Annotated in this window: 19 protein-coding genes and 1 pseudogene; 12 read left to right on the plus strand and 8 right to left on the minus strand. The window is 39.3% G+C overall.

Annotation, left to right across the window (positions count from 1 at the left end; genetic code table 11):
* A partial coding sequence (locus tag AC5KOD_RS05240; RefSeq protein WP_496913482.1) for a transposase family protein occupies positions 1-340 on the minus strand: 340 nt, incomplete at its 3' end.
* Between the two features lie 247 nt (positions 341-587).
* Between AC5KOD_RS05240 and AC5KOD_RS05245 the strand changes: the two genes are divergently transcribed.
* The 3 genes from AC5KOD_RS05245 to AC5KOD_RS05255 all read left to right on the plus strand — a co-directional run bounded on the left by AC5KOD_RS05245 (position 588) and on the right by AC5KOD_RS05255 (position 4799).
* On the plus strand, positions 588-2822 hold the full coding sequence (locus AC5KOD_RS05245) for a KAP family P-loop NTPase fold protein (protein ID WP_496913483.1): 2235 nt from the start codon (positions 588-590) through the stop codon (positions 2820-2822).
* Positions 2823-2911: 89 nt separating this feature from the next.
* Positions 2912-4330: a toll/interleukin-1 receptor domain-containing protein gene (locus AC5KOD_RS05250; RefSeq protein WP_496913484.1), complete on the plus strand. Its 1419-nt coding sequence runs from the start codon at positions 2912-2914 to the stop codon at positions 4328-4330.
* A gap of 79 nt (positions 4331-4409) precedes the next feature.
* Positions 4410-4799: a hypothetical protein gene (locus AC5KOD_RS05255; RefSeq protein WP_496913485.1), complete on the plus strand. Its 390-nt coding sequence runs from the start codon at positions 4410-4412 to the stop codon at positions 4797-4799.
* A 189-nt stretch (positions 4800-4988) separates the two neighbouring features.
* Here AC5KOD_RS05255 and guaA read toward each other — a convergent pair whose 3' ends face one another.
* The 3 genes from guaA to AC5KOD_RS05270 all read right to left on the minus strand — a co-directional run bounded on the left by guaA (position 4989) and on the right by AC5KOD_RS05270 (position 8176).
* Positions 4989-6545, minus strand: coding sequence for a glutamine-hydrolyzing GMP synthase (gene guaA, locus AC5KOD_RS05260; RefSeq protein WP_496913486.1), 1557 nt, complete (start codon positions 6543-6545; stop codon positions 4989-4991).
* Between the two features lie 57 nt (positions 6546-6602).
* The gene (gene coaA / locus AC5KOD_RS05265; RefSeq protein ID WP_496913487.1) at positions 6603-7526 is read right to left on the minus strand and encodes a type I pantothenate kinase; all 924 of its coding nucleotides are present in this window, start codon (positions 7524-7526) and stop codon (positions 6603-6605) included.
* Between the two features lie 125 nt (positions 7527-7651).
* Positions 7652-8176 (minus strand): acyl-CoA thioesterase, encoded by a 525-nt coding sequence (locus AC5KOD_RS05270; RefSeq protein WP_496913488.1) that lies wholly within the window; start codon positions 8174-8176, stop codon positions 7652-7654.
* 166 nt (positions 8177-8342) lie between these two features.
* Here AC5KOD_RS05270 and AC5KOD_RS05275 point away from each other — a divergent pair, with 166 nt between their 5' ends.
* Both AC5KOD_RS05275 and AC5KOD_RS05280 read left to right on the plus strand, forming a co-directional pair.
* Positions 8343-8915, plus strand: a complete 573-nt coding sequence (locus AC5KOD_RS05275) for an SGNH/GDSL hydrolase family protein (RefSeq protein ID WP_496913489.1) — start codon at positions 8343-8345, stop codon at positions 8913-8915.
* A gap of 5 nt (positions 8916-8920) precedes the next feature.
* Complete coding sequence (locus tag AC5KOD_RS05280; RefSeq protein ID WP_496913500.1) at positions 8921-9526, plus strand: class I SAM-dependent methyltransferase; 606 nt, start codon at positions 8921-8923, stop codon at positions 9524-9526.
* A gap of 113 nt (positions 9527-9639) precedes the next feature.
* Here the strand turns inward: AC5KOD_RS05280 and AC5KOD_RS05285 are convergent, their stop codons facing one another.
* On the minus strand, positions 9640-10071 hold the full coding sequence (locus tag AC5KOD_RS05285; protein WP_496913490.1) for a hypothetical protein: 432 nt from the start codon (positions 10069-10071) through the stop codon (positions 9640-9642).
* Positions 10072-10682: 611 nt separating this feature from the next.
* On the opposite strand from AC5KOD_RS05285, the pseudogene rpoB reads away from it, so the two are divergent.
* Positions 10683-14225: pseudogene (rpoB, locus tag AC5KOD_RS05290) on the plus strand (DNA-directed RNA polymerase subunit beta); the annotation flags it as partial.
* Positions 14226-14496: 271 nt separating this feature from the next.
* The gene (rpoC, locus tag AC5KOD_RS05295; protein WP_496913491.1) at positions 14497-18147 is read left to right on the plus strand and encodes a DNA-directed RNA polymerase subunit beta'; all 3651 of its coding nucleotides are present in this window, start codon (positions 14497-14499) and stop codon (positions 18145-18147) included.
* Positions 18148-18201: 54 nt separating this feature from the next.
* On the opposite strand, the gene srlE is transcribed toward rpoC, so the two are convergent.
* Genes srlE through AC5KOD_RS05310 form a run of 3 tightly spaced genes read right to left on the minus strand, consistent with a single transcriptional unit; the run spans position 18202 to position 20169 of the window.
* Positions 18202-19194 (minus strand): PTS glucitol/sorbitol transporter subunit IIB, encoded by a 993-nt coding sequence (gene srlE / locus AC5KOD_RS05300; protein WP_496913492.1) that lies wholly within the window; start codon positions 19192-19194, stop codon positions 18202-18204.
* A gap of 14 nt (positions 19195-19208) precedes the next feature.
* The gene (gene srlA, locus AC5KOD_RS05305; RefSeq protein ID WP_496913493.1) at positions 19209-19745 is read right to left on the minus strand and encodes a PTS glucitol/sorbitol transporter subunit IIC; all 537 of its coding nucleotides are present in this window, start codon (positions 19743-19745) and stop codon (positions 19209-19211) included.
* A 25-nt stretch (positions 19746-19770) separates the two neighbouring features.
* Positions 19771-20169: a transcriptional regulator GutM gene (locus tag AC5KOD_RS05310; protein WP_496913494.1), complete on the minus strand. Its 399-nt coding sequence runs from the start codon at positions 20167-20169 to the stop codon at positions 19771-19773.
* 503 nt (positions 20170-20672) lie between these two features.
* On the opposite strand from AC5KOD_RS05310, the gene AC5KOD_RS05315 reads away from it, so the two are divergent.
* The 5 genes from AC5KOD_RS05315 to AC5KOD_RS05335 all read left to right on the plus strand — a co-directional run bounded on the left by AC5KOD_RS05315 (position 20673) and on the right by AC5KOD_RS05335 (position 25517).
* Positions 20673-21920, plus strand: a complete 1248-nt coding sequence (locus AC5KOD_RS05315) for an NAD(P)H-dependent oxidoreductase (RefSeq protein ID WP_496913495.1) — start codon at positions 20673-20675, stop codon at positions 21918-21920.
* A 28-nt stretch (positions 21921-21948) separates the two neighbouring features.
* Positions 21949-22314, plus strand: a complete 366-nt coding sequence (locus AC5KOD_RS05320; RefSeq protein WP_496913496.1) for a PTS glucitol/sorbitol transporter subunit IIA — start codon at positions 21949-21951, stop codon at positions 22312-22314.
* Between the two features lie 95 nt (positions 22315-22409).
* Positions 22410-23360: a sugar-binding transcriptional regulator gene (locus tag AC5KOD_RS05325; RefSeq protein WP_496913497.1), complete on the plus strand. Its 951-nt coding sequence runs from the start codon at positions 22410-22412 to the stop codon at positions 23358-23360.
* A gap of 37 nt (positions 23361-23397) precedes the next feature.
* Positions 23398-24387 (plus strand): thiamine pyrophosphate-dependent dehydrogenase E1 component subunit alpha, encoded by a 990-nt coding sequence (locus tag AC5KOD_RS05330; protein ID WP_496913498.1) that lies wholly within the window; start codon positions 23398-23400, stop codon positions 24385-24387.
* Between the two features lie 146 nt (positions 24388-24533).
* Positions 24534-25517, plus strand: a complete 984-nt coding sequence (locus AC5KOD_RS05335; protein ID WP_496913499.1) for an alpha-ketoacid dehydrogenase subunit beta — start codon at positions 24534-24536, stop codon at positions 25515-25517.
* Positions 25518-25759 lie beyond the last annotated feature (242 nt).

Genomic DNA, 25759 nt, shown 5'->3' on the forward strand with positions numbered 1-25759 from the left:
GATGTGTCGTGAGTTTATGTGCAAAGCGTGAGAAGGTCGCTTCCGAAGGGATGCGCTCTGAATAGAGAAACCCTAAACTTAGTTTAAATACTAGATCTTCCTTCAACCGTTTAATCAACGCTTTAATTGTTGGAATCCCTTCTACATAACGAATAATAAACGCTTTAAACGTTGCTTCATAGTTAACTGTAACAGGTCTTCCAACACGATGGTCTTTATCAAACAACGCTACTACTTTTTCAATCGGTAATGGTGAGAATATTTCCCTATATCGCTGAATGGGTTCTAATTCTAATAAAATTTCAATGTCTAAAAACGTCGGTTGGTATATAATAGTCATAGAGGACACTCCTTTTTGATTATGTTTTGTTTGCACTTACATTATATCAAAAATGGGGAGGTTCTCTTTTTTTATTTAATTCAACCCCTTATGCCGCAAGGCATTGAAATTATGAAATTGATTCGATTGATTAACAAATGAATACTCTTTGGATAATCTGTTAAATATTTCTGAAATTATACAGATAATTGGTATAATAGTAGAGACGAAATATAATAATTAAATTATGGAATATGGAGGAAAGTAAATGTTAAACTCAGACGTTCCAATTAAATCATTAGATGAAGATTTATTAGGTCGAAAAAACTTTGCTGCACAGCTAGCACAATCAATTGTTAAGTATGATCAACTTGATAGTTTTAATATTGGTCTTTATGGTGAGTGGGGGTCTGGAAAAACCTCTACAATAAACATGATAGAAGAAAATTTATTGGAATTAACCAAAGAAGATATGAATAAGCCAATAATTTTGAGGTTCAATCCGTGGATGTTTACTGATCCTAACCAGTTGATTAGCCAATTTTTTAGTCAACTATCAAGCACTTTTAAATTACAAGACTCAAAAAAAACAAAAAAAATTGGAGAAAATTTGCAACTTTTTGGAGATGCGATTGAGCTGACATCAGTAATTCCTATAATAGGAACTGCTGGTAGCATATTATCCAAAATAACAAAGTCCTTTGGGAAAAAAATATCTGGTGACGCAGATAAGAAGTCTGCAAATCTTCAAGCAATAAAAGATTCACTTGTAGAGGAATTAAAAGAATCTAACTCAAAAGTAGTTATATTTATCGATGATATTGATAGATTATCAAATACGGAAATTCAATCAGTTTTCAAACTAGTTAAATCTATTGCTGATTTTCCAAATACAATATACTTGTTAGCTTTTGACTATGATATTGTAACTAGTGCGCTTGGAGAAGTGCAAAATAATAATGGTGAAGCCTATTTAGAAAAAATAGTTCAAATTCCATTCCACTTGCCTGTTATAAATGAAACAAAGCTTACACATCTGTTTCTAAGTCAATTGGAATTAACGCTAAAAAGTATACCTGAAAGCCAATTTGATAAAAATGATTGGTCAATACTATTTAATGATGGAATTAGAACTAAACTTAAAAGTATGAGAGATGTAGCAAGGTTAAATAATACAATAAGTTTAAAGTATTCATTTTTACAAAATGAAATCAACATAGTTGATTTTTTAGGAATAACTACTTTACAAGTTTTTGAACCTAAGATATATTCTTTCTTATCTTTTTATAAAGAAGAATTATGTGGTGATTTTACTACATTTACTTCAGTTGGGTATTCATCTGCTGAGGATCAAAAAGACGAACTTAAAAGTATTTGTGATAACCTAATAGATGATTTATCTGAAAAGAATAAAGCTAGTGTTTTGAGTATTTTGTCAATATTGTTCCCTAAAATTAGAGAAACGTATAAGAAACAATCGATATCATACCCATCTTCGAATAAAAGCGGACGTATTTCTGACAAAAATTTTTTTGATAGATACTTTTCTCTTAGCTTAGACGAGGGTCTGTCTTTGTCACAAGTTGACCATTTAATATTTAGTGCTTCTGAAAATAGTTTAAAAGATATTATTATGAATATTGATGCAAATAGAAAAACTAATCTACTGTTGGATCACATTAATTCATTCTTTATAGAATTAAAAGGAAAAAATGATACTAATGAAAGATTTGGTTTGCTAGTAAAAAACATTCTGCAAATATGGTACTCATTGACTGATCCAGATAAGGATAGTTTTTTTTCTTTTCCTTGGGAATGGAGATTAAGGAATTTAGTTCAAACTTTTCTTCAAATATACTCAAATGAAGAAGTAAGGAAAAAATATGTAGAAATGTTTTTTGAAGATGATTATATAGCTTTAGGTGTAAAATCTAGTATACTTTTAATGTTGGAAAATGAACATAACAGATATTTAGAGGATGGGAAAGAAAAAGAAATTGATTATTATCAAATATCTCTCGAGCATTTGATAGAGATGGAGAATTTAATTTTTGAACAGATATTAAATTCGGATATTTATGAGATAATTAATGATAAATACTTCATGTATATTAAATATTTGTTAGAGAAATCAGATGAAGAAGAAACGAGAAAGTTTTTTAATAGTTTAATCTCAAGGTTGAAAGAAACAAAATTAGATACAGCCAAGTTAATTTCTTTATTAATTGGTCATGGTAAAGCTTCTAGCAATTTTGTTTATGATACGTGGAATGTTGATTATGAATATATAAGTAAATATTTTGATATCGAAAATACCATTGTTCTCATGGATAATTTCATGAAAGAAACAGATTTTTCTAAACTTTCGTTGAATCAGCAAGAAGATATTATTGCATTCATCATATACAAAAATGTTAAGGATCAGTATATGAGAACAAGTGTGACAAAAGTTTTAATTGATGAATATGCTAAAGAAAATCAAATACTCTTAAATGTATTGTGAGCTGAGATTGGAAGTATTTTGAATAGAAAATTATATTTAAGAGTTGTATATCTTATTATTGATTAAACAATGTAAAGGGGAAGAGGATTTTGGAAATACTTGAAACGAAAAAAGTTTTTATATCATATAGTTGGACGAGTGATGAGCACAAACAAAAAGTTTTAGATTTGGCGAAATCTCTAATGGGTTCTGGAGTGGATGTAGTTTTAGACGTCTGGGATTTAAAAGTAGGACAGGATAAGTACGATTTTATGGAACAGATGGTAAAGGATGATTCTATTAACCGAGTATTAATAATCTCAGATAAATTGTATACTGAAAAAGCTGATGATAGGAAAGGTGGGGTAGGTACAGAAACTCAAATTATTACCCCGTCTTTATATGATGATTTGGGAAAAAATCGATTTATTCCTATCGTTTTTGAAAGGGATTTAGAAACGGGAAAAGAGTTTCTTCCTCTATATGCCAAAAGTAGAATGTATATTGATTTATCGAGTGAAACTACTTATCAAGAGAATTTTGAAAAGTTATTAAGAGAAATCTTCGAAAAACCTGATTTAAGAAAGCCAGCAATAGGTAAAATACCTTCTTTTCTATTAGAGGAAGCTGTAGATACTTTTGAGGTTGAAAGAAAGGCAGAATTGGTAGAAAAAGCTCTTGATAAATCCAGTCACCGACTATCTTTTGCTATTAAGGATTATTTTGATTTCTTTCTGGATGATTTAGATAAGCTAACTGTTATACAAAATGAAAATGAAGAACCCGATGAAGCGGCTATTAGAATGATCCATGAGTCACTCCCGTTCAGGAAATCTTTTACGAGAGTAATCAATATTTTGGTTCAAGATACGCAGACTACAAGTGAGTTTTTGGTAGATTTTTTTACAGAATTTAACAATAAAATTTATCAAATTTCTAGAAAAGAGTCTAATGATAGTTTGAGCCCAGAATCTATAAGGTTTTTACTTATAGAAATATTTATTATCGCTAATTCTGTTTCAGCAAAATTCAAAAGATGGGATATAATGTTTGCCTTGATTAATCATCTTTATTATGATGAATCCAGTTATCGAGATGTCTCTTTCGTTACTTTTAGACATCCAACAAGTTTTATTTTTAGTGGGAAAATTGAAAAAGAGAGTAACAGAATATCCATCACAGCAGATTTAATTAAAGAGAGATCAACTGAAAAAGAGTTTAAAGATATAGTTGAGATGGATATATTTCTTAATTACATCAGTAGAATTAATCCTATTGTTAACTATAATTCATGGTTTCCGCTAACATACATTTATAAAGAAAGATTAAACAGTCGGCTAAATATCGTCAACTCGATGAAATCAAAAAAATATTTAAATGAGATTCTCCCTATTCTTGGGGTAAATGAAACTACTTTGAAAGAAAAAATCAAAAAAATTCAACCTTCTCATGGCTACAGTAATTCTTGGGAATCAATTCCGTCATTTGAAGATTTCATTTCATTAGAGGAAATCGGTTCATTACCATAATCTTTTCAGGGGGATTCTAAAATAATTTTTATATTTAATCGTAGTAAATTTATCAAGAATATCAAAAGGAGATGATTGAGTGTTTGATTATAACACCTACTTACAAAAAAATGATTCAATATCTTTCGAAGAAGCATTAGAAATTTACAACTCTATTTTTAATGTATTAGAATGCAAAGATGAATATTTACATGAGCTATGGAAAGAAGTCATAGATTCAGCTATAGTGTATTCTAATATGAGAACTAACTGGAATTATTTTTCTAGGGAAGAGAAACAGGAGAAGGACAAATTAAGAACTAGCTATCACAATACATTTATGATCAATCTAAAGGCATTCCATAAGCTAGCTGAACAATTAGAACTAGACACTAGTTGGATGGAAAAACTTGGCTCGTCAGAAGATAGAAAACGCTGGGGAGATTTTGCAGGGTATATCTTATGTTTTGAAAATATTAGAGCCAGATAAAGAAAACAATTTGAGGATGCTATAAAAAGTAGGCTCATAAAAAACAAACCCCTGTCAAGCGTTATCCTGACAGGGGTTTTTGGTAGGGAAAATGGTAGGGAACCATATCATTTTCAATGAAAATCAAGCATTTTAAAAGTTGAAAAACGTTGATTTATCGGCATTCCCCATCCTTATTATGTTGGCTCTTTATTCCCACTCAACAGTTGCAGGTGGTTTACTCGTAATATCGTACACGATGCGGTTCACATGAGCCACCTCATTAACAATTCTCACGGAGATTTTTTGTAGCAAGTCCCAATCAATTCGAGCAAAATCGGCTGTCATTCCGTCGATAGACGTAATCGCGCGAATCCCAACCGTATAATCATACGTTCGGCCGTCACCCATAACACCCACACTACGGATACCGGGTAAAACAGTGAAGTATTGCCAGATGCTACGATCTAGACCAGCTGCCGCGATTTCTTCACGCAAGATAGCATCAGATTCACGAACGATTTCAAGTTTTTCCTCAGTGATGTCACCAATAACTCGAATCCCAAGACCAGGTCCAGGGAAAGGTTGGCGCCAAACGATTGAATCAGGCATACCCAATTCAGTTCCAAGAGCGCGAACTTCATCTTTAAACAATGTGTTTAATGGTTCAATTAATTTGAATTGCATGTCATCAGGTAGGCCACCTACGTTGTGATGTGATTTGATCACTTCAGCTGTTTCTGTTCCACTTTCGATCACGTCAGTATAAAGAGTTCCTTGAGCTAAGAACTCAATGCCTTCAAGCTTAGTTGCTTCATCATCGAAGACGTAGATAAATTCGTTGCCGATAATTTTACGTTTTTGTTCTGGATCAGTGACACCAGCCAGCTTATCTAAGAAACGTTTTTGAGCGTCTACTTTGACGATGTTTAAGCCAAACTTGCCAACCAAGCTATCCATGACCTGTTGGGCTTCACCTTTACGAAGTAAGCCGTGGTCTACGAAGATACAGGTTAATTGGTCGCCAATCGCTTTTTGCAATAGAACTCCAACAACACTTGAATCAACGCCGCCAGACAAGCCAAGAAGAACTTTTTTATCGCCAACTGTTTCGCGAATTTTTGCGATTTCGATGTCGATAAAGCTTCCCATTGACCAGTCACCAGAGCAACCACAGATATCAAAAGTAAAGTGGCGTAGAATGTCGTTACCATACTCAGAGTGTTGAACTTCTGGGTGGAATTGAACAGCATGGAAGTTTAATTTAGTGTTTTCCATTGCAGCGATCGGACAATCAGTACTTGTCGCAGTAACTTTAAAGCCTTCAGGAACCTTAGTTACTAAGTCGCCATGGCTCATCCAAACTTGTTGTCTTTCAGGTAAGCCATTGAAAAGACCAGCTTTTGTATTTTGAATGTCGATAAAGGCTTGGCCGTATTCTTTTTTACTTGCGCCTTCCACAACACCACCGAATTCTTGGGTCATTAGCTGCATGCCGTAGCAAATGCCTAAAATTGGAATGCCAAGTTTGAAAATTTCCGGGTCAATTTTAAATGCTTTGTCGCCGTAAACACTGTTTGGTCCGCCAGAAAAGATAATTCCTTTAGGGGCGATGGCTTTGATTTCTTCAGCCGTAATGCGATGACTCATCAATTCAGAGAAAACCCCAAATTCGCGAATGCGGCGTGTAATTAATTGGTTGTATTGACTACCAAAGTCTAATACAATTACTTTTTCTAATGTTGTCATGTCGGCAACCTTTGTCACGTAACTTCACCCTTATCTTTAATTAGTTTTTATATAAAGCAAGCTAGTGCTCGCTTGTTAATACTTAGTTAGTGAAACAGTGTCGATCTCATGGCCGTGGGTTTTATGTAAAATCACATCGGCATTATTGCGTGTTGGCAGGATATATTCTTCTAGGTTTTTAAGATTAACCTCTTTCCAGACATTTCGAGCCATGTCGAGGGCTTCCTCACGAGGGCCAATCGCATAGGGATAATAAAAGTTTCCGGGAACTTGGAAGGCCGTATCTAGAAGAGCTTCAAATCGAGTTAAATACCATTTTTCGATCAACTCTGGTTCAGCGTCAACAAAAAGAGAAAAATCAAAGAAATCACTGATATAGATTTGCTGATTCATCGGCAGCTGTAGAACGTTAATGCCTTCGACGATCAAGATATCGGGTTCATTGACTACTTCTTTTTTTTCTGGAATAATGTCGTAAATGTCATGAGAATAAACCGGTGTTTCAATGGATTCTTTGCCACTTTTGACTTGATCAAGAAAGGCAATTAGGAGCTCCATGTCGTAGCTTTCAGGAAATCCTTTTCGGTCCATCAACCCTCGCTCTGTTAAAATTGAGTTTGGATATAAGAAACCGTCTGTCGTAATCAGTTTAACATTTCGGCGTTTAAACGTTCGTGAAAGCATCATCTGTAGCAAACGCGCGGTGGTGCTTTTACCAACAGCTACGCTTCCAGCAATGCCGATAATGAATGGCGTATGACCTTGGTAAGATTGCATAAACAAGCCCTTACTCAGCTGTAATGATTCGTATTCTTTCATATAAATATGAATCAAATGAGTGAGTGGCATATAAATATCCTGCACATCCTGTAAGGATATACGGTCATTAAAACTTTTTATTTCTTGTAACTCTTCTTCAGTGAGAGGAGGGATACCATTACGGTAAAACTTTTTCCACTCTTCTCGTGAAAATTGATAATGTTTCTTTGAGCTATTCATAGTGTCAGAGCCTCCGTCGACCATTACAATTGGAAAAAACCTAATGGCCTTATTTTATCATAAAATAGGCTAAATATCTTACTTTTTCGGTGAGAAATCAAATTTTGTTAAGAGTTTCTCATTTTTTATTTCCAAGGGACATCTAATGATACGGTTTTTGAGAATTTTTCGTGAAAGGCCAATTCTTTTAGGCCGTGGGCGCGGCGTTCTTGATACCCCGCACAGATCATTTTCTCCTCTTGCGTTTCTGGTTGAACAGTTGGGACGGTGAAGTCTTTTTCAGGTTGTTCTTTTGAGGGAACTGCGACGAAGGTCATAAAGGCGGTAGCGGCCAAGTAACGTTCACCAGTTATAAGATTTTCGCCAATTATTTTTGCGAAGACTTCCATTGATTTTTTTCCTGTACCAGAAATAAAAGTTTCCACACAAACGGAATGATTTTCACCAATTGGATGGAGAAAATCTAGGCGGTCGGTTGAGGCTGTGACTGCATTGCGGCGGCAGTGGCGGGTAATGGAGATTGACGCAGTATCGTCAATTAAGGCCATGAGTTTGCCACCGAAAAGGGTACCATGAGAATTCAAATCCGTGGGAAAGACGCGATGGGTTTGGATGACGCGCGATTCGCGGCAAAATTTTATATTAGACATATTCAAAACTCCTCTGTCATGCTATTATGAGATATGATTAGTAACTAGATGTCTATTTTAAACAACTAGATGAATCTGCTGATTTTATCAGATAGGAAAGCCCTCTTATGAAATCAGCAGATATTAGCTGAATTATAACATAGATACGAGAGTGAGGATGACTGAGGTGCACAAATTAGTTCTTTTCGGTGACAGTATTACGGCTGGTTACTACGAAAATGAGATAACCGATTTGCTGACAACAAGGGTGCAGCAAGGATTTCCAGAGTTTGAGGTGATCAATGCGGGAATTCCGGGAGACACAACGATTGATGGTTTAGCGCGAATCGAGACGTTCGTCTTGCGCTATCAGCCTGATTATGTGACAGTCTTTTTTGGGGCAAATGACGCGGCGATCCATCGACTAATGTCGGTTGAGCAGTACAAGGAGAAGTTACAGGAGATCATCCTTTTAATAGGTGCTGAAAAGGTTTTGTTACTATCAGCACCCTATACGAGTCAACGAAATCGAAAATTAGATCGCCCTTTAGGACGGATGGTTAAATTTGCAGCCGCAGCAGAAGAAGTAGCGGTGGCGCTAAAGGTACCGTTTATCAATGTTCTGGATGAGATGGTCAAAACTGGGAGAGAAGAAGAGTTCTTGCAAGAGGATGGTCTTCATTTTTCAGTCACGGGCTATGATTTTTTAGCTGAGTTGATCGTGTCAGAACTCCATAAAAAATTAGAAGAGAAAGAGTGACAACTTTGACGAATAATCATTATTATACCAACCAACCGAGTACGCCTCATGATATTTCTGAGTGGACATTTGATTTGAAGGGGAAGACCTTTCGCTTTATGACAGATAGTGGTGTTTTTTCAAAAAAGACGGTCGATTTTGGTTCACGAGTGCTTATTGAGGTTTTTTCTGAGGAAAATTTACCAGCTGGCCCCATTCTTGATGTTGGCTGCGGTTATGGGCCGATTGGATTGGCTCTCGCTGCGAGTTCTGAGCGTGAGATTGACATGGTTGATGTCAATCAACGGGCTCTTGAATTGGCTCGTAAAAATGCTGAGTTGAACCAAATAAAAAATGTTACCATTTACGAATCAACAAGCTATGAGGGGGTTACGGGAACCGCTTATGCTGCGATTGTAAGTAATCCGCCGATTAGAGCTGGCAAGCAAGTCATTCATGAAATCCTAGCAGGTGCGTATCCGCGATTAGTGACAGGTGGTACTTTGACTGTGGTGATTCAAAAGAAGCAAGGGGCACCAAGTGCAGCTAAAAAAATGGTAGAGGTCTTTGGTAATGTGGAAACAGTGACAAAGGATAAAGGTTATTTTATTTTGCAAAGTGTGAAGGAATAGGGGAGAGAAACTAGCAAAGAAGTCTGGATGAGGTAAGTCCAGACTTCCTTGCTAGTCTCTTTTTTCAGTTCGTTAATAAAATTTATGAATTCAAGTGGGGAAATATAAATCGATCAGTAAGAGTCCAGTGCGGGATCTCTTGCTGCTTTGATTTTGGTATAAAGTAGCGCTTCGGCTGAATCCTGTTCAACTACTAACTCACTGAATGGAAAAGAAGCGTAACCAGCTTCGATTTCATTCAGTAGTTCCTGCAGTAGCGTTGCTTTACTCGCCGAGTTTAGCTCTAGTAGAGTCAGATATTTTTCTTCGATAGCCTCAATAAAGTAAGGGGTTGGCGCTTTTTTGGCTTTTAAGGTCAGAACAGATCCCCACTCATCGAAAGCTTCAATTGAAAGAATGCCAGGTAGCGAGTGTAAAAGAATCTGTGAACACTCTTCTTCAGTTAGATGGGCATCAAATGAAAAAACTCTTGTAAATTGTCCATGGTCGGTATTAATTACTGCGCAATAGAGCGTGCCATCTTTCCAGTTATCGGTTAATTTCATAAATTTCCGCCTTCTTACTTTCCATCATTTGGTTTCTAGCATAATAGTAACTCGTTTTGGGTGATGAAGACAGTTCTAAAACTGCACAGTCGCCTGTAAATTGTGAAAAAGTAGTCTGTATTTGTGTTGAAAGGCAGAGCTATCAAGGACTCAAAAAAAGATTATTAGTTTCTTAATATCACGTTTGTCAGCAGTAACTTACAGAGGGGACAATTTACCGAGCCACAAGTGGTCTTTTTTTGTGGAAGGAGGTATGAGAGGGTCTGCTAAAGAATGTTACAAACATTCTTAAAAAGGTGGTCGATGAATGAGGAAATCGCCCCTCTTTATTTAAAAGTAGCGAAGGACTATTGACAAGAGTGCTAAAAAGGTTTAAAATAATTAGTTGCAAAAGCTATCTGAAATCACGAAAATGTCGAGTGAAATATTGTCCATTCTGCATTTTTTAATAGGAAAACAAAAGTAGAAGCTCAAAAAAAAGAGAAAGTTCTATTTTTGGTTTTTTTTTGCCTAAAAAGGCTGGTGTAATATTTTTGTTAACAAATATTAATATTTGTAACATCAATGACATTAAGATGGTGTTTTGAGAAAATTTCAGAGGGGTGAAGAGCTTGGCTGGACACATAGTCAAATACGGAAAGCATCGCGAACGTAGAAGTTTCGCACGTATCAGTGAAGTATTAGAATTACCAGATTTGATTGAAATTCAAACAAATTCTTATCAATGGTTTTTAGACGAAGGTCTGAAAGAGATGTTTGAAGATATTTTACCAATCAAAGATTTTAGTGATAAATTATCACTGGAGTTTGTCGGGTATGAATTAAAGGAACCAAAGTATACCGTTGAAGAAGCCCGCGCTCATGACGCAAACTATTCAGCGCCGATTCATGTTACTTTACGTCTAGACAACAAAACAACAGGTGAGATCAAAGCCCAAGAAGTATTCTTTGGCGATTTCCCACTAATGACAGAAATGGGTACCTTTATTATTAACGGGGCAGAGCGTGTTATTGTTTCTCAATTAGTTCGTTCACCTGGTGTTTACTACAATAGTAAAGTTGATAAAAATGGTCGTGTCAGCTTTGGGACGACTGTGATTCCTAACCGTGGAGCATGGTTGGAGATGGAAACAGATGCGAAAGATATTTCTTATGTGCGGATTGACCGGACACGTAAGATTCCTTTGTCAGTCTTAGTTCGTGCTTTAGGGTTCGGCTCAGATGATACGATTTTGGAAATCTTTGGTGAAAATGAAAGCTTACGTTTAACGTTAGAAAAAGATATTCATAAAAACGCATCGGATTCTCGTACGGAGGAAGGCTTAAAAGATATTTACGAGCGTCTACGCCCTGGAGAGCCTAAAACTGCGGACAGTTCTCGTAACTTACTGAATGCTCGCTTCTTTGATCCAAAACGCTATGACCTTGCAAGTGTTGGTCGTTATAAAGTGAATAAAAAACTAAGCTTGAAGACTCGTTTGTTAAATCAAACGTTGGCTGAAACTTTAGTTGACCCAGAAACTGGTGAAATTTTAGTTGAAAGTGGCACAGTGATTAGTCATGAAGTCATGGAAAAACTAGAAGAACACTTAGACGCTGGTTTAAACAATGAAACCTTCTATCCAACAGAAGACGGTGTTGTAACTGAACCGATGACGATTCAAACGATTCGTGTGTTCTCACCAAAAGACCCTGAGCGGATTGTAAATGTGATTGGTAACGGTCAAATTCCAGCATCAGAAAAAACAATTGTACCAGCAGATGTGATTGCAGAAATGAACTATTTCTTTAATTTACAAGAAGACATCGGTAACGTGGATGATATTGACCATCTAGGTAATCGTCGTATTCGTTCAGTTGGGGAATTATTACAAAACCAATTCCGTATTGGTTTAGCTCGGATGGAGCGTGTGGTTCGTGAAAGAATGTCAATTCAAGATACTGAGACCTTAACACCTCAACAGTTAATCAATATTCGTCCAGTTGTGGCATCAATCAAAGAATTCTTTGGTTCGTCACAGTTATCACAGTTTATGGACCAAACTAACCCACTAGGTGAGTTGACTCATAAACGTCGTCTATCAGCCTTAGGGCCCGGTGGCTTGACTCGGGACCGCGCTGGTTATGAAGTTCGTGACGTGCATTACTCGCATTACGGCAGAATGTGTCCGATTGAAACGCCTGAGGGTCCGAATATCGGCTTGATTAACAGCTTGTCTAGTTATGCAAAAATAAACCCATATGGCTTTATTGAAACGCCGTATCGTCGCGTTGATCGTAAAACAGGCAAAGTAACAGAGCATATCGATTATTTAACTGCTGACGAGGAAGATCACTACATGGTAGCGCAGGCTAACTCACTTCTTAATGAAGATGGCAGCTTTGCAGAAGACCTTGTTATGGCACGTATTCAAAGTGAAAACTTGGAAGTAAGTATTGATAAAGTCGACTACATGGACGTATCACCGAAACAGGTAGTTGCGGTAGCGACAGCGTGTATTCCTTTCTTGGAAAACGATGACTCCAACCGTGCCTTGATGGGTGCGAACATGCAGCGTCAGGCGGTTCCTTTGGTTCAGCCTCGTTCACCACTTGTGGGAACTGGGATGGAGTATAAAGCAGCCCATGACTCAGGTTCGGCTTTAGTTTGTAAGCATGATGGAGTGGTTGAATACGTTGATGCAAGTGAAGTTCGTGTGCGTCGTTCCAATGGGACTCTAGATAAATATACAGCGACTAAATTCAGTCGTTCAAATGCTGGTATGTGTTATAACCAACGTCCGATTGTGACATTAGGTGAAAAAGTTGATAAAGGCGATGTCTTAGCTGACGGCCCATCAATGGAAGAAGGCGAAATGGCTTTAGGTCAAAACGTCTTAGTTGCCTTTATGACATGGGAAGGTTATAACTACGAGGATGCGATCATCATGAGCCGTCGTTTGGTGAAAGATGATGTTTATACCTCTATCCATATCGAAGAATATGAGTCAGAAGCACGTGATACCAAATTAGGACCTGAAGAAATTACGCGGGAAATCCCTAACGTTGGTGAAGATGCGCTGAAAGATTTAGATGAAATGGGTATTATCCGGATCGGTGCTGAAGTCAAAGATGGCGATTTACTTGTTGGTAAGGTCACTCCTAAAGGGGTAACAGAATTATCGGCAGAAGAGCGCCTATTGCATGCAATCTTTGGTGAAAAAGCTCGTGAAGTTCGTGACACGTCTCTCCGCGTTCCTCATGGTGGCGGCGGAATCGTTCATGATGTGAAGATCTTTACTCGTGAAGCAGGTGATGAATTATCACCTGGTGTTAATATGCTTGTTCGTGTTTACATCGTCCAAAAACGTAAAATCAATGAAGGTGACAAGATGGCCGGACGTCATGGTAATAAAGGGGTAGTTTCGCGTATTATGCCGGAAGAAGATATGCCATTTATGCCAGATGGTACGCCAGTTGACATCATGTTGAACCCATTAGGGGTACCATCACGGATGAATATCGGTCAGGTTCTTGAGTTACACTTAGGGATGGCCGCTCGATCACTAGGTATCCACGTTGCGACACCAGTATTTGATGGTGCCAACGAGGAAGATGTTTGGTCAACTGTTCGCGAAGCTGGGATGGCTAAAGATGCCAAGACTATCTTATATGATGGTAGAACCGGTGAGCCATTTGACAACCGTCTATCAGTAGGTGTTATGTACATGCTGAAACTTGCTCACATGGTTGATGACAAATTACATGCCCGTTCAACAGGACCATACTCACTTGTTACGCAACAACCACTTGGTGGTAAAGCGCAATTTGGTGGACAACGTTTTGGGGAGATGGAAGTTTGGGCCTTAGAAGCATACGGAGCAGCCTACACTTTACAAGAAATCCTAACATACAAATCTGATGACGTAGTCGGACGTGTGAAAACATACGAAGCTATCGTCAAAGGTGAACCAATTCCAAAACCAGGCGTACCAGAATCATTCCGCGTATTGGTTAAAGAATTACAATCGTTGGGACTAGATATGCAAGTTCTTGACATAGACGAAAAAGAAATAGAATTGCGCGATATGGACGACGAGGAAGACGACTTAATCACAGTTGACGCCTTAACCAAATACGCCCAAGAACAAGCCGCAAAAAACGCAGAGAAAGAATAAGCTGCGACAACGAGTGTTTTGAGATGAGCATATCTCGAAACTTAAGTCTAATCGGCCTTTTCGATTAAACTGGATGAGAGAAATTGCCGAAATGCAGCACACTTGAATAATTATTCTTATCAGACACTGTTTTTTGTCAGTATAAATAGACTAGCTTTTACAAGCTGTCAGCTGAAAAAGGAGAAAAACGCGTGAGGGATCCTCACCCTGTTTCCTGATTTTCAGCTGCAGCCCAAAAGCTATTAACATGAAATGGAGGGAACACCTTTTGATCGATGTAAATAAATTCGAAAGCATGCAAATTGGTTTAGCTTCTCCAGAAAAAATCAGAAGCTGGTCATATGGTGAAGTGAAAAAGCCGGAAACAATTAACTACCGGACACTGAAACCAGAACGTGAAGGTCTTTTCTGCGAGCGGATTTTTGGACCTACAAAAGATTGGGAATGTGCGTGTGGAAAATACAAACGAATCCGTTATAAAGGAATCGTCTGTGACCGCTGTGGCGTAGAAGTCACTCGTTCTAAAGTTCGTCGTGAACGGATGGCTCATATTGAATTAGCTGCACCTGTGTCACATATTTGGTATTTCAAAGGGATTCCAAGTCGAATGGGTCTGATTCTAGACATGAGCCCACGAGCTTTGGAAGAAATCATCTACTTTGCGTCTTATGTTGTCATTGAACCGGGGGATACATCTCTTGAGAAGAAACAATTACTAACCGAACGCGAATACCGTGAAAAACGCGATCAGTACGGTCAAGGCTTTCAAGCTGGGATGGGTGCTGAAGCAGTTAAACGGTTATTAGATGACGTTGAATTAGAAAAAGAAGTTCTTGAATTAAAAGAAGAGTTAAAAACAGCCTCTGGTCAAAAACGGACTCGGGCGATTCGTCGTCTTGACATGTTAGAAGCCTTCCGCAGTTCTGGCAATGAGCCTGGCTGGATGGTCATGGATGTTATTCCAGTTATTCCGCCGGATTTACGTCCGATGGTTCAATTGGAAGGTGGTCGTTTTGCAACAAGTGATTTGAATGATTTATACCGTCGTGTAATTAACCGTAATAATCGTTTGAAACGTTTATTAGATTTAATGGCACCAAATATTATCGTTCAAAATGAAAAGAGAATGCTACAAGAAGCAGTTGATGCGCTGATTGATAATGGTCGTCGTGGCCGTCCAGTTACTGGGCCGGGTAACCGTCCATTGAAATCTTTGTCTCACATGCTTAAAGGGAAACAAGGTCGTTTCCGTCAGAACTTACTGGGTAAACGGGTTGACTACTCTGGTCGTTCGGTTATCGTCGTAGGTCCTAACTTAAAAATGTACCAATGTGGCTTGCCGAAAGAAATGGCCATCGAATTATTCAAACCATTCGTTATGCATGAATTAGTTGGCCGTGAAATTGCCAGCAATATTAAGAATGCAAAACGTAAAATCGAACGTCAGGAAGATGAAGTATGGGATGTTCTTGAAGATGTTATCAAGGAACACCCAGTTTTACTTAACCGAGCACCGACGTTGCATAGATTGGGAATCCAAGCATTTGAGCCTGTTTTAGTTGAAGGTCGCGCGATTCGTTTGCATCCACTTGTCTGTGAAGCTTACAATGCCGATTTTGATGGAGACCAAATGGCGGTTCACGTTCCTCTTAACGAAGAAGCACAAGCAGAAGCGCGTATGTTGATGCTTGCAGCTCAAAATATCTTGAATCCGAAAGATAGTAAACCAGTTGTAACGCCGTCTCAGGATATGGTCTTGGGTAACTACTACTTGACGATGGAAGAGGATGGTCGTGAAGGTGAAGGCATGATTTTCCGTGATGTAGAAGAAGCTGAATTAGCTTGGAAAAATGGTTATGTCCATTTACATACACGTATCGGCTTGCAAACAACTTCAATGCCAGAAAAACCTTTCACTGAGTGGCAACGTGAGCGTACATTAATTACAACCGTTGGTAAGGCTATTTTCAATGAAATTATGCCGCCAGAGTTCCCTTATTTAAACGAACCAACTGATTATAACTTAACGATTCAAACACCTGATAAGTATTTTGTTGAAAACGGCTCGGATATTCCCGCTCACATTAAAGAGCAGCCTTTATTAGGCCCATTCAAGAAGAAAAATTTAGGGAATATCATTGCTGAGGTCTTCAAACGCTTTAAGATTACTGAAACCTCTAGAATGTTAGATAGAATGAAAGACTTAGGATATAAACACTCAACGATTGCGGGTATGACCGTAGGGATTGCTGATATCGTGGTCTTACATGAAAAACATGAAATGATTGAAGAAGCTCATACAAAAGTTGAGAACGTCACGAAACAATTCCGTCGTGGTCTGATTACAGATGACGAGCGTTATGAGCGTGTTATCGGGATTTGGAATGCAGTCAAAGATGCTATCCAGTTGAAACTGATGGAAAGCTTAGACGACAAAAACCCGATCTTTATGATGAGTGACTCTGGTGCCCGTGGTAATATCTCTAACTTTACTCAGTTAGCTGGTATGCGTGGTTTGATGGCTGCACCGAATGGTCGAATCATGGAATTACCGATTATCTCAAACTTCCGTGAAGGTTTGACGGTCTTGGAAATGTTTATCTCAACCCATGGAGCGCGTAAAGGAATGACCGATACCGCCCTGAAAACAGCCGATTCTGGTTACTTAACTCGTCGTTTGGTTGACGTGGCTCAGGATGTTATCATTCGTGAGGAAGACTGTGGCACTGACCAAGGTCTTGAAGTAATGGCGATTAAAGAAGGTAATGAAATCATTGAAACACTGGAAGAGCGTCTTCTAGGTCGCTATGCTCGTAAGACGATTAAACATCCTGAAACTGGTGATGTGATTGTAGCGAGAAACGAAATGATTACTGAAGATTTAACGAAACAAGTGATTGATGCTGGTGTTGAGAAAGTTACCATTCGTTCAGTCTTTACATGTAACACGAAACACGGTGTATGTAAGCATTGTTACGGTCGTAATATGGCGACTGGTCTTGATGTTGAAGTTGGTGAAGCAGTAGGAACCATCGCCGCTCAATCAATCGGTGAGCCTGGTACTCAGTTAACCATGCGGACGTTCCATACGGGCGGGGTTGCCGGAGATGATATTACTCAGGGTCTTCCTCGTATCCAAGAAATCTTTGAAGCACGGAATCCTAAAGGGCAAGCCGTGATCACTGAAGTAACTGGTGACGTTAGCGAAATCGTTGAAGATGCTGCGACTCGTACAAGAGAAATCACAATCAAAGGGAAAACAGATACACGTACGTATGCTGTTCCTTATACCTCTCGTTTGAAAGTAGCCGAAGGGGATATTATTCACCGCGGTGACCCACTAACAGAGGGATCAATTGAACCAAAACAATTGCTACAAATTCGTGATGTTATTTCCGTTGAAAACTATCTATTGCGCGAAGTACAAAAAGTATATCGTATGCAAGGGGTAGAAATCGGCGACAAACATATCGAGGTAATGGTGCGTCAAATGTTGCGTAAAGTTCGCGTTATGGACCCAGGTGACACTGACATCTTACCAGGTACGTTGATCGATATTGCTGAATTTAAGCAAGAAAACTACACGACGCTTATTTCAGGTGGCACACCTGCGACAGGTCGTCCAGTCTTACTTGGAATCACTAAAGCATCACTTGAAACGAATAGTTTCTTGTCTGCGGCTTCCTTCCAGGAAACAACTCGTGTCCTAACAGATGCGGCTATCCGTGGTAAGAAAGACCCACTTCTTGGGTTGAAAGAAAATGTTATCATCGGTAAGATTATTCCTGCCGGTACAGGTATGCCAAAATACCGTAACATGGAGCCAAAAGAAATTGGTGTGGCAAGTGAAAATGTTTATAGTATTAGCGATATCGAAGCTAAAATGGCTGCCGAAGACGCGCTGTTAAACGATAAATAGTAATAGCAAAAGCCCCTCTATCCATAACAGATAGAGGGGCTTCTTTAATTGATTTTAATACATGCCTAAGCTGAAAACCCATGCAATTAAAACAGACAGTGGGCCAGTGAACATCCTCGAGAAGAGCACAGCAGGTACGCCGATTTCTACTGTATAAGGCTCAGCTTCAGCTAAAGTTAAGCCAACTGGTACAAAGTCAGCGCCTGCTTGAGCGTTGATTGCAAAGAGCGCGGGTAAAGCCATTGCTGGTGGGATGGTCCCTTTACCAATTTCAACTCCGAGAAGTACTCCGACGACTTGAGCGATAACTGCACCAGGGCCAAGGACAGGTGACATCACAGGAATCGTACAAATAAAGGCTAAGATGATTAATCCAAAGACATTTCCTGTCAGTGGCTTAACAGCAGTTGCGATAATGTTGCCAATGCCTGTATAGTTAATTAGCCCAACGAGCATACTAACAAAAGCCATGAAAGGTAAAATAGTTTTGAGGGTAATATCGATCGTATCACGTCCAGCTTGATAAAAGAGGCCTACGACCCGACCGATTGATCGGCCCATTCTCGTAATAAAGCCAGTTAAGCCTTTACCAGCTGGTGCTTCTTCTTCTTTAACAGGCTCAGTTTTTTCTACAATGGGTTCTTCTGTTACCGCAGGTTCAACTGGTGTAGCGCCATCTGCTGTGAGTAATTCGACTTGAGCTTCAGTTACCCCTGAGACGAAGTTTGTTTCTTTGATAAATTTTGCTAGTGGACCAGCAGGTGGTGTTGCATGAAGGTTAATGGTCATAACATTTAGCTTCGGATAAACACCACAGCGTGCCGTACCGCCACAATCAATCACGACTGCGATCATGTTTTCAGGTTCAACTTTTTCTTTAAAGGCATCGATTGCCATTACGCCAAGACTATCTGCAATTTTTTGAGCGACAGGATGAATCCCGCCACCTGTAACAGAGGCAACAACTGTTTTTGTATCGGTTTTTTCAAGCGTTAAGGGACCGCCCCACCCTTTTGATCCTTTTGAGACAATTACTTGTTTCGTCATGATAATACGTCCTCCTATTGATTAGTCGCTGTTGCGTCAGATTTTTTCCACATGGCTTTAGTTAATAATTCCGTCACAATTCCTCGGATTAAAATAACAATTAATCCGACAATAAAGTATCTAACGGCTAAGGGCATAATAGATAAGCCTAGTGTTGTTAGACCAGAAGAAATTCCCGTCCATACGAATAATTCACCTGCGTTGGCATGTGGGAAAAGTCCTGTAATCGGGTGAACGAGTGACACGGCTGAATCGTAGAAAGCCGGTTTTTGCTTCTCATCTAAAAAGCGTCCAAACGAGTAGCACATTGGATTGGTTAAAAAGAAAACTGAGAGTAAAGGGAAAATAGAATAACGTAAGATAATATTTTTGGTGCACATTCTAGCAAAGCTTGTTACACGGTCTTCACCGATCATTGCGACTAAAGCGTTAACAAAGGTTAACAAGACGATTAACGTGGGTAAGATTCCTGTGACAAGCCCCATCAGGTTTTCGCCACCTGCATTAAAAATTCCAATAAAGCCCTCTGCTAATTTGACTAAAAAATCCATTGTATAATTCCTCCAATTCTATGAGTTAAATAGGTAAAGCGGCTAATTTTGCTTTGGCGCGCTCTTCATTGATTAATGACAGAGCTTGTTCAAATGCACTGAGCTCTTTTTTCTTAATAAGTGGTTCAAGCTCATTCACTTGTTTGCCAATTAGGCTTTGTTTTTGTTTAAAACGTGAGAAGACTGTTAGACCCTTCATTTGACGTAAGTCAATAATAGTCCCATTCAAATCAGTTGCAACAATCATGATGACGCCACTGCCAACATTGAATTTGGCTTTGGCTATTCCGACACCGATGTGACCGACAGGAAGTTTTTTAACGTCGTTTAAATTTTCTTGATAATGTTTTGTTTGTTTCATTCCCATAAACACTTGCAATACCCAACAGCTGACGAGTAATGCAATAATTCCCCAATATTCCATTTTTTCCCTCCTAATCTACTTAATTTGGAAACGTTTTATAACTGTATCCTAAACAGTAAAAAAGTAAAAGTCAATAAGTTTGTAAATTTTACCACTGCTTTTCACATATGTTACACTTGTGAAAAAAGAGGCAAAACTCATTTGTGACAATGTTTGAATCCGCTTGATTTTTCACTTGAACTTATTGACAGCGGTTCCGATTAATTGTATGCTTTCAGTGTGTCATATGATTATACACGTAGCATATGTTAAATAGCCTGTTTTTCGTCATTAGGATTTCTGAAAAGAAATGGACTAACTAATAGATGAAAAATAATTGCAACAAAGAATCTTCTATCTAATTATTGTTCTACATAGATAGGAGATTTAGGATGACCATTCCGATCTTATTATTCTCTATCAACTTAATGACTTAAGAGTAGCCCTTATTTTTGAGTGATTAAGTAATAGAGAGAAGGGCCTCGAAGAAAAGAGCGGACTCATAAGAAAGAGGAGGAAGGAACATGACAATTTATCAAGAACTTTTAGTAAGAGAAAAAGAGGGCAATTCAATTCGAGTAGGTGTAATTGGTGCTGGTCAGATGGGATTTGGTATGATCGCTCAAATCAGCTCGATTCCTGGAATGATTGTAACGGGAATTAGCGACATCAATCTGGGAAATGCTCAAAAAGCGGCAGATGCTTACCTAGCATCATCTGAACGGGCTAACAAGGTTCTAACCTCCGTTGACTTTAAAGAAATTATTCATTCTGATCAAGTTGAGGTTATTGTAGATGCGACAGGTGTTCCTGAGGTTGGCGCGAAGATTGCGTTAGAGGCCTTAATCGCAAAAAAACAACTTGTCTTACTAAATGTTGAAATTGATATTACGATTGGACCGTTGATGCATAAATTGTTTAATTCGGCAGGAATCGTCTATACAGGTTCTGATGGCGACGAGCCGGCAGCTACAACTGAGTTATATGAGTTTGCTAAGTCAATGGGGATGGAAGTCGTCGTGGCTGGTAAAGGAAAAAATAATAAATTACGTATTGGTGCTAATCCTGATACATGTCAAGAGGAAGCTGATAGTAAGGCGATGGCTTCACATATGCTAGCTGCCTTCCAAGACGGAACTAAAACAATGGCGGAAATGAATCTGTTGTCAAATGCGATTGGCTTTATTCCAGATAAAGTGGGAATGCATGGTATTTCAGCAACCTTAGACGATGTGGTTCAAAAGCTACGCTTGAAATCTGAAGGCGGCGTTTTAGATAAATATGGCGTAGTTGAATATGTAGATGGCTTAGCTCCAGGCGTTTTTGTCATTGTAAAAGGCCAAAACGAAGGCGTAAGACATGAGTTGAATTACTTGATGAAAGCTGGCGATCAGGATCATCATATTTTATATCGTCCGTATCATTTAGCTAGCTTAGAAACACCACTAACTATTGCAAAAGCAGTGATTCGTAATGATCATGCGATAGTCCCGATGGGCGCTCCAGTGTCAGAAACTGTTGCAGTTACCAAAAAAAATATCAAAGCAGGTGAACGCTTAGACGGCATCGGCGGTTACTGCGTTAGAGGGGTTCTAGAAACTCATGTTGATATGAAGGCCAGCGGACACATTCCAATTGGTTTAATTTCTGGAACTGTCGTGGCTAGACGTGATATTTCAATGGGGACATTTATTACAGAAGATGATGTTGAATTGGATCAATCTACAACTGTTTGGCAATTAAGAAAATTACAGGATCAAACATTTAGCTAATGTTTAACTAATGAAGGGGGAACCATTAATGGTGAAATCAATTGTAAAAGAAATTGGAGAATTTGCTTTCTTTGAGGAGGAGCCGATCATTATTTTGTTTAACACTACGGCACCAGAAGGCTTAAAGGAGGTCTGTGTGTTACACGACTATCAAGCAGAACCATCATCAGACTTGCTTAAAGTGGGAAGTAAAATCAGCTTTGGTGATCAGGAGTATCGAGTAAAAGACATTGGCAATCTAGCGAATAATAGTTTAAAAGAGCTGGGGCATGCGTCTTTTTACTTTGACTTAGCACCTGATCAAGAGCTTTTGCCAGGATCGGTCTCCCTTGAACCTAATCAAGTTCCAACGATTAAAGTCGGGGACGAAATCAGTTTTACTTACAATCCGTAGTCAGTCGGTAACTGGTGTGATTGAGCGTGAAGTGGAGTGGCTTTGCTAAAGAGCGCCACTCCCGTTTGTATAAGAGACAAGAGAGGAAGAAGAGAATGGCTTATTCAGATGATTCTAGATTGTTGATTGAAGTTGCTCACATGTACTATGAAGAAGGTGCTAAACAAATTGACGTTGCGAAAAAGTTCAATATTAGTCGTTCTCTAGTCTCTAAGTACTTATCAAAAGCGCGAGATACGGGATTAGTGGAGATTATTATTCACGATGAACAACTTCATCCTTATCGGCAATTAGAGGAACGGTTGAAACGAGTATTTAATTTGAAAGATGTGATCTGCATTTCACCAACTGGGGAGTCGCAATTGAAAAAGCGACTGGGTGGTGCGGCTGAAAAATATTTAGCGAGAATCATTAAACCTAATTCGATTGTTGGAGTGTCGGCAGGGACTACGGCCAAGGAGGTTGCTGTGGCTTTTTCGACTAATTTACAGATGTCGTCTGTCACTTTTGTGCCTTTGGTCGGAGGCCTAGGTTCTGATCATACAAACCATCAAGCAAACGTGATTTGTGAGATGCTGGCGAAACAAACAGGTGGAATTCGGACGGAGCTACATGCACCGGTGGTGGTTGATTCTGTTGAAGCGAGGCAAGTGTTTATGGATCAATCCTTTATCAAGGAGTCGTTCAATTTGGCTCGACAGGCAGATATTGCATTAGTTGGAATTGGCGGTTTGCCTGTCTATTCTACTATGACAAAATATTATATCAATGAAGTAGATAATTCAGTTATTGAGGACAACTCAGAGGTGGTAGGGGATATTTGCTATAATTTTATCAATTCTGATGGGAGTTTAACTGATTGCGCTTGGAATCAACGGGTTTTAACGTTGGATTTAGAGGATTTAAAGAAAATTCCTAATGTCATTGCGGTGGCAGGAGGACAGGATAAAATTGATGGAATCCATGCCGCGATTCAGGCTGGCTTGGTTGATATTTTGGTCACAGACGCTACGACGGCAAAATCACTGCTAAAGAAGAGTGATTAAGAACGGATAGACTAGAGATGCGAGAGGGGAATTTTTAATGAGTGTGTCAATTGCGAATAAAGCAAATTTAACAGATGAACAATTATTAGAGCTATATAAAACGATGTGGACCATTCGCTTTTTTGATGAGAAGGTTGACCAATTATTTGCTCGGGGATTAATTCATGGCACGACCCATTTAGCAGTTGGGCAAGAAGCGACAGCTGCTGGAAGTGGTGCAGTTCTAAAACAAACAGACTGGATCACGGCGACTCACCGCGGCCACGGCCAGACGATTGCTAAAGGTACGGACGTTAACGGCATGATGGCTGAACTCTTTGGACGGACAAATGGGACGAACAAAGGTAAAGGTGGTTCGATGCATATTGCAGAGCTCGAAACAGGGAATCTAGGCGCCAATGGGATTGTTGGTGGTGGGTATCCGATTGCGACGGGGGCAGCTTTGACCGCTAAGATGAAGCAACAAGATCGAGTGGCGCTCTGCTATGCAGGGGATGGCTCAACCAATGAAGGTAGTTTTCATGAATCCATTAACCTCGGCGCTATTTGGCAATTACCGGTGGTTTATTTTATTGAAAACAATCAGTATGGTATGAGTGGATCGATTAAGAAAATGGCTCATGTGGAACGCTTGAGTGAACGGGCGAAAGCTTATGGCATCGAGGGAGTAACGATTGATGGCAATGATTTAATTGCAGTTATTGATGCGACTTACGAGGCTGTTGAGAAGGCCCGTCGAGGGGAAGGGCCAACCATTATCGAAGCCCTGACTTATCGTTGGAAAGGTCATTCTAAGTCTGATGCAAAAAAATATCGGACGAAGGAAGAAGAAGAAGAATGGCGCAAGCAACGTGACCCGATTAAACTAGCTAAGGAACGCTTCATTGAGGAAGGGATTATGACTGAAGAACAAGCCGAAGCGATTCGTCTTGAAGCCAAGGAAGCAATTGAAGCGGCAGTTGCGTTTGCTGAAGCAGGCGAAATGCCAGAAGCAAGTGCACTTTATGAGGATGTATACGCTAATTAGTGATGCAGAGAGTGAGCTGTTTTGGTCTCATCTTATCGGATATTAGATAAAAATAACAGGGAATCAAGAGCATTTCCCTCGATTTTTTCTAAAGGTCTGTCAGCGATGACCGAGCCAAAAAAGCTCTTAATTAAGGAGGAAGTTTGATGCGTGAGATCACATATTTAGAGGCGGTAAGAGAGGCTTTGACTGAGTCGATGATGGAGGATCAAGATGTCTTCTTAATGGGTGAGGATATTGGGATTTATGGGGGCGCGTTTGGCGTGACTCGTGGTATGGTAGAAATTTTTGGTGAGGAGCGTGTACGTTCGACACCGATTTCTGAGAGTGCGATTGCCGGGATGGCTGTTGGGGCCGCTATGACAGGGATGCGTCCAGTGTATGAGCTACAATTTTCGGATTTTATTACGATTGCGTTGGATCAAATTGTGAATCAGGCTGCTAAAATTCATTACATGTATGGCGGTAAGGCGAAGATTCCGTTAGTCATGCGGACACCAGGTGGTTCTGGCACTGGGGCTGCGGCTCAACACTCCCAGAGCTTGGAAAACTGGACAGCACATATACCTGGTTTGAAGGTGGTTCAGCCTGCAACTGCTTATGATGCTAAAGGCTTACTTCATGCGGCGATTGAGGATAATAACCCCGTGATGTTTTATGAGCATAAACTATGCTATAAAACAAGTAGTGATGTGCCAGAGGGGAAATACACGATTCCTTTGGGAGTTGCGGATATTAAACGCCAAGGGAAAGATATCACGATTGTTGCAACAGGGATTATGGTGCATAAAGCGTTAGAGGCTGCTGAGAAGTTAGCTGAGGAAGGGATCGAGGTTGAAGTGGTTGACCCTCGGACAATTGTTCCTTTAGATAAGCAAACAATTATTGATTCTGTTAAAAAGACGGGACGTGCTATTGTGGTAACTGAAGCGGTCAAACGCAGTGGCTTTAGTGCTGAGTTAGCAAGTGTGATTGTGGAAAATGAGTCCTTCGATTTCTTGGATGCTCCCGTTGTAAGATTGGCTGGAGAAGAGGTACCGATTCCGTATCATCCAGATTTGGAACGAATGGCTGTTCCACAGGTGGAAGATATTGTGATGGCGAGTCAAAGAATGATGGCGAAAGACTAATCTATCGTGAGATGTTTGGAGTCGTTAATTTTTTACGAAAGTTATCTATATACATCCCATAAAATAATTTAGCAACAGATACTCACGATTATGCAGCAGGATATAGATAGCCTATAAAGAGGGATAAGCCAGCTATAAAAAGGTCAAGTAAAAACTGAACTATTTTAAAATTGTTTGTTGTGATTTTTAATGCAACATAAATAAACCTAGAGAAGAATACAAATTTTTTCTAGGTATCTGTT

The sequence above is a fragment of the Vagococcus sp. WN80Y genome, assembly GCF_059621045.1.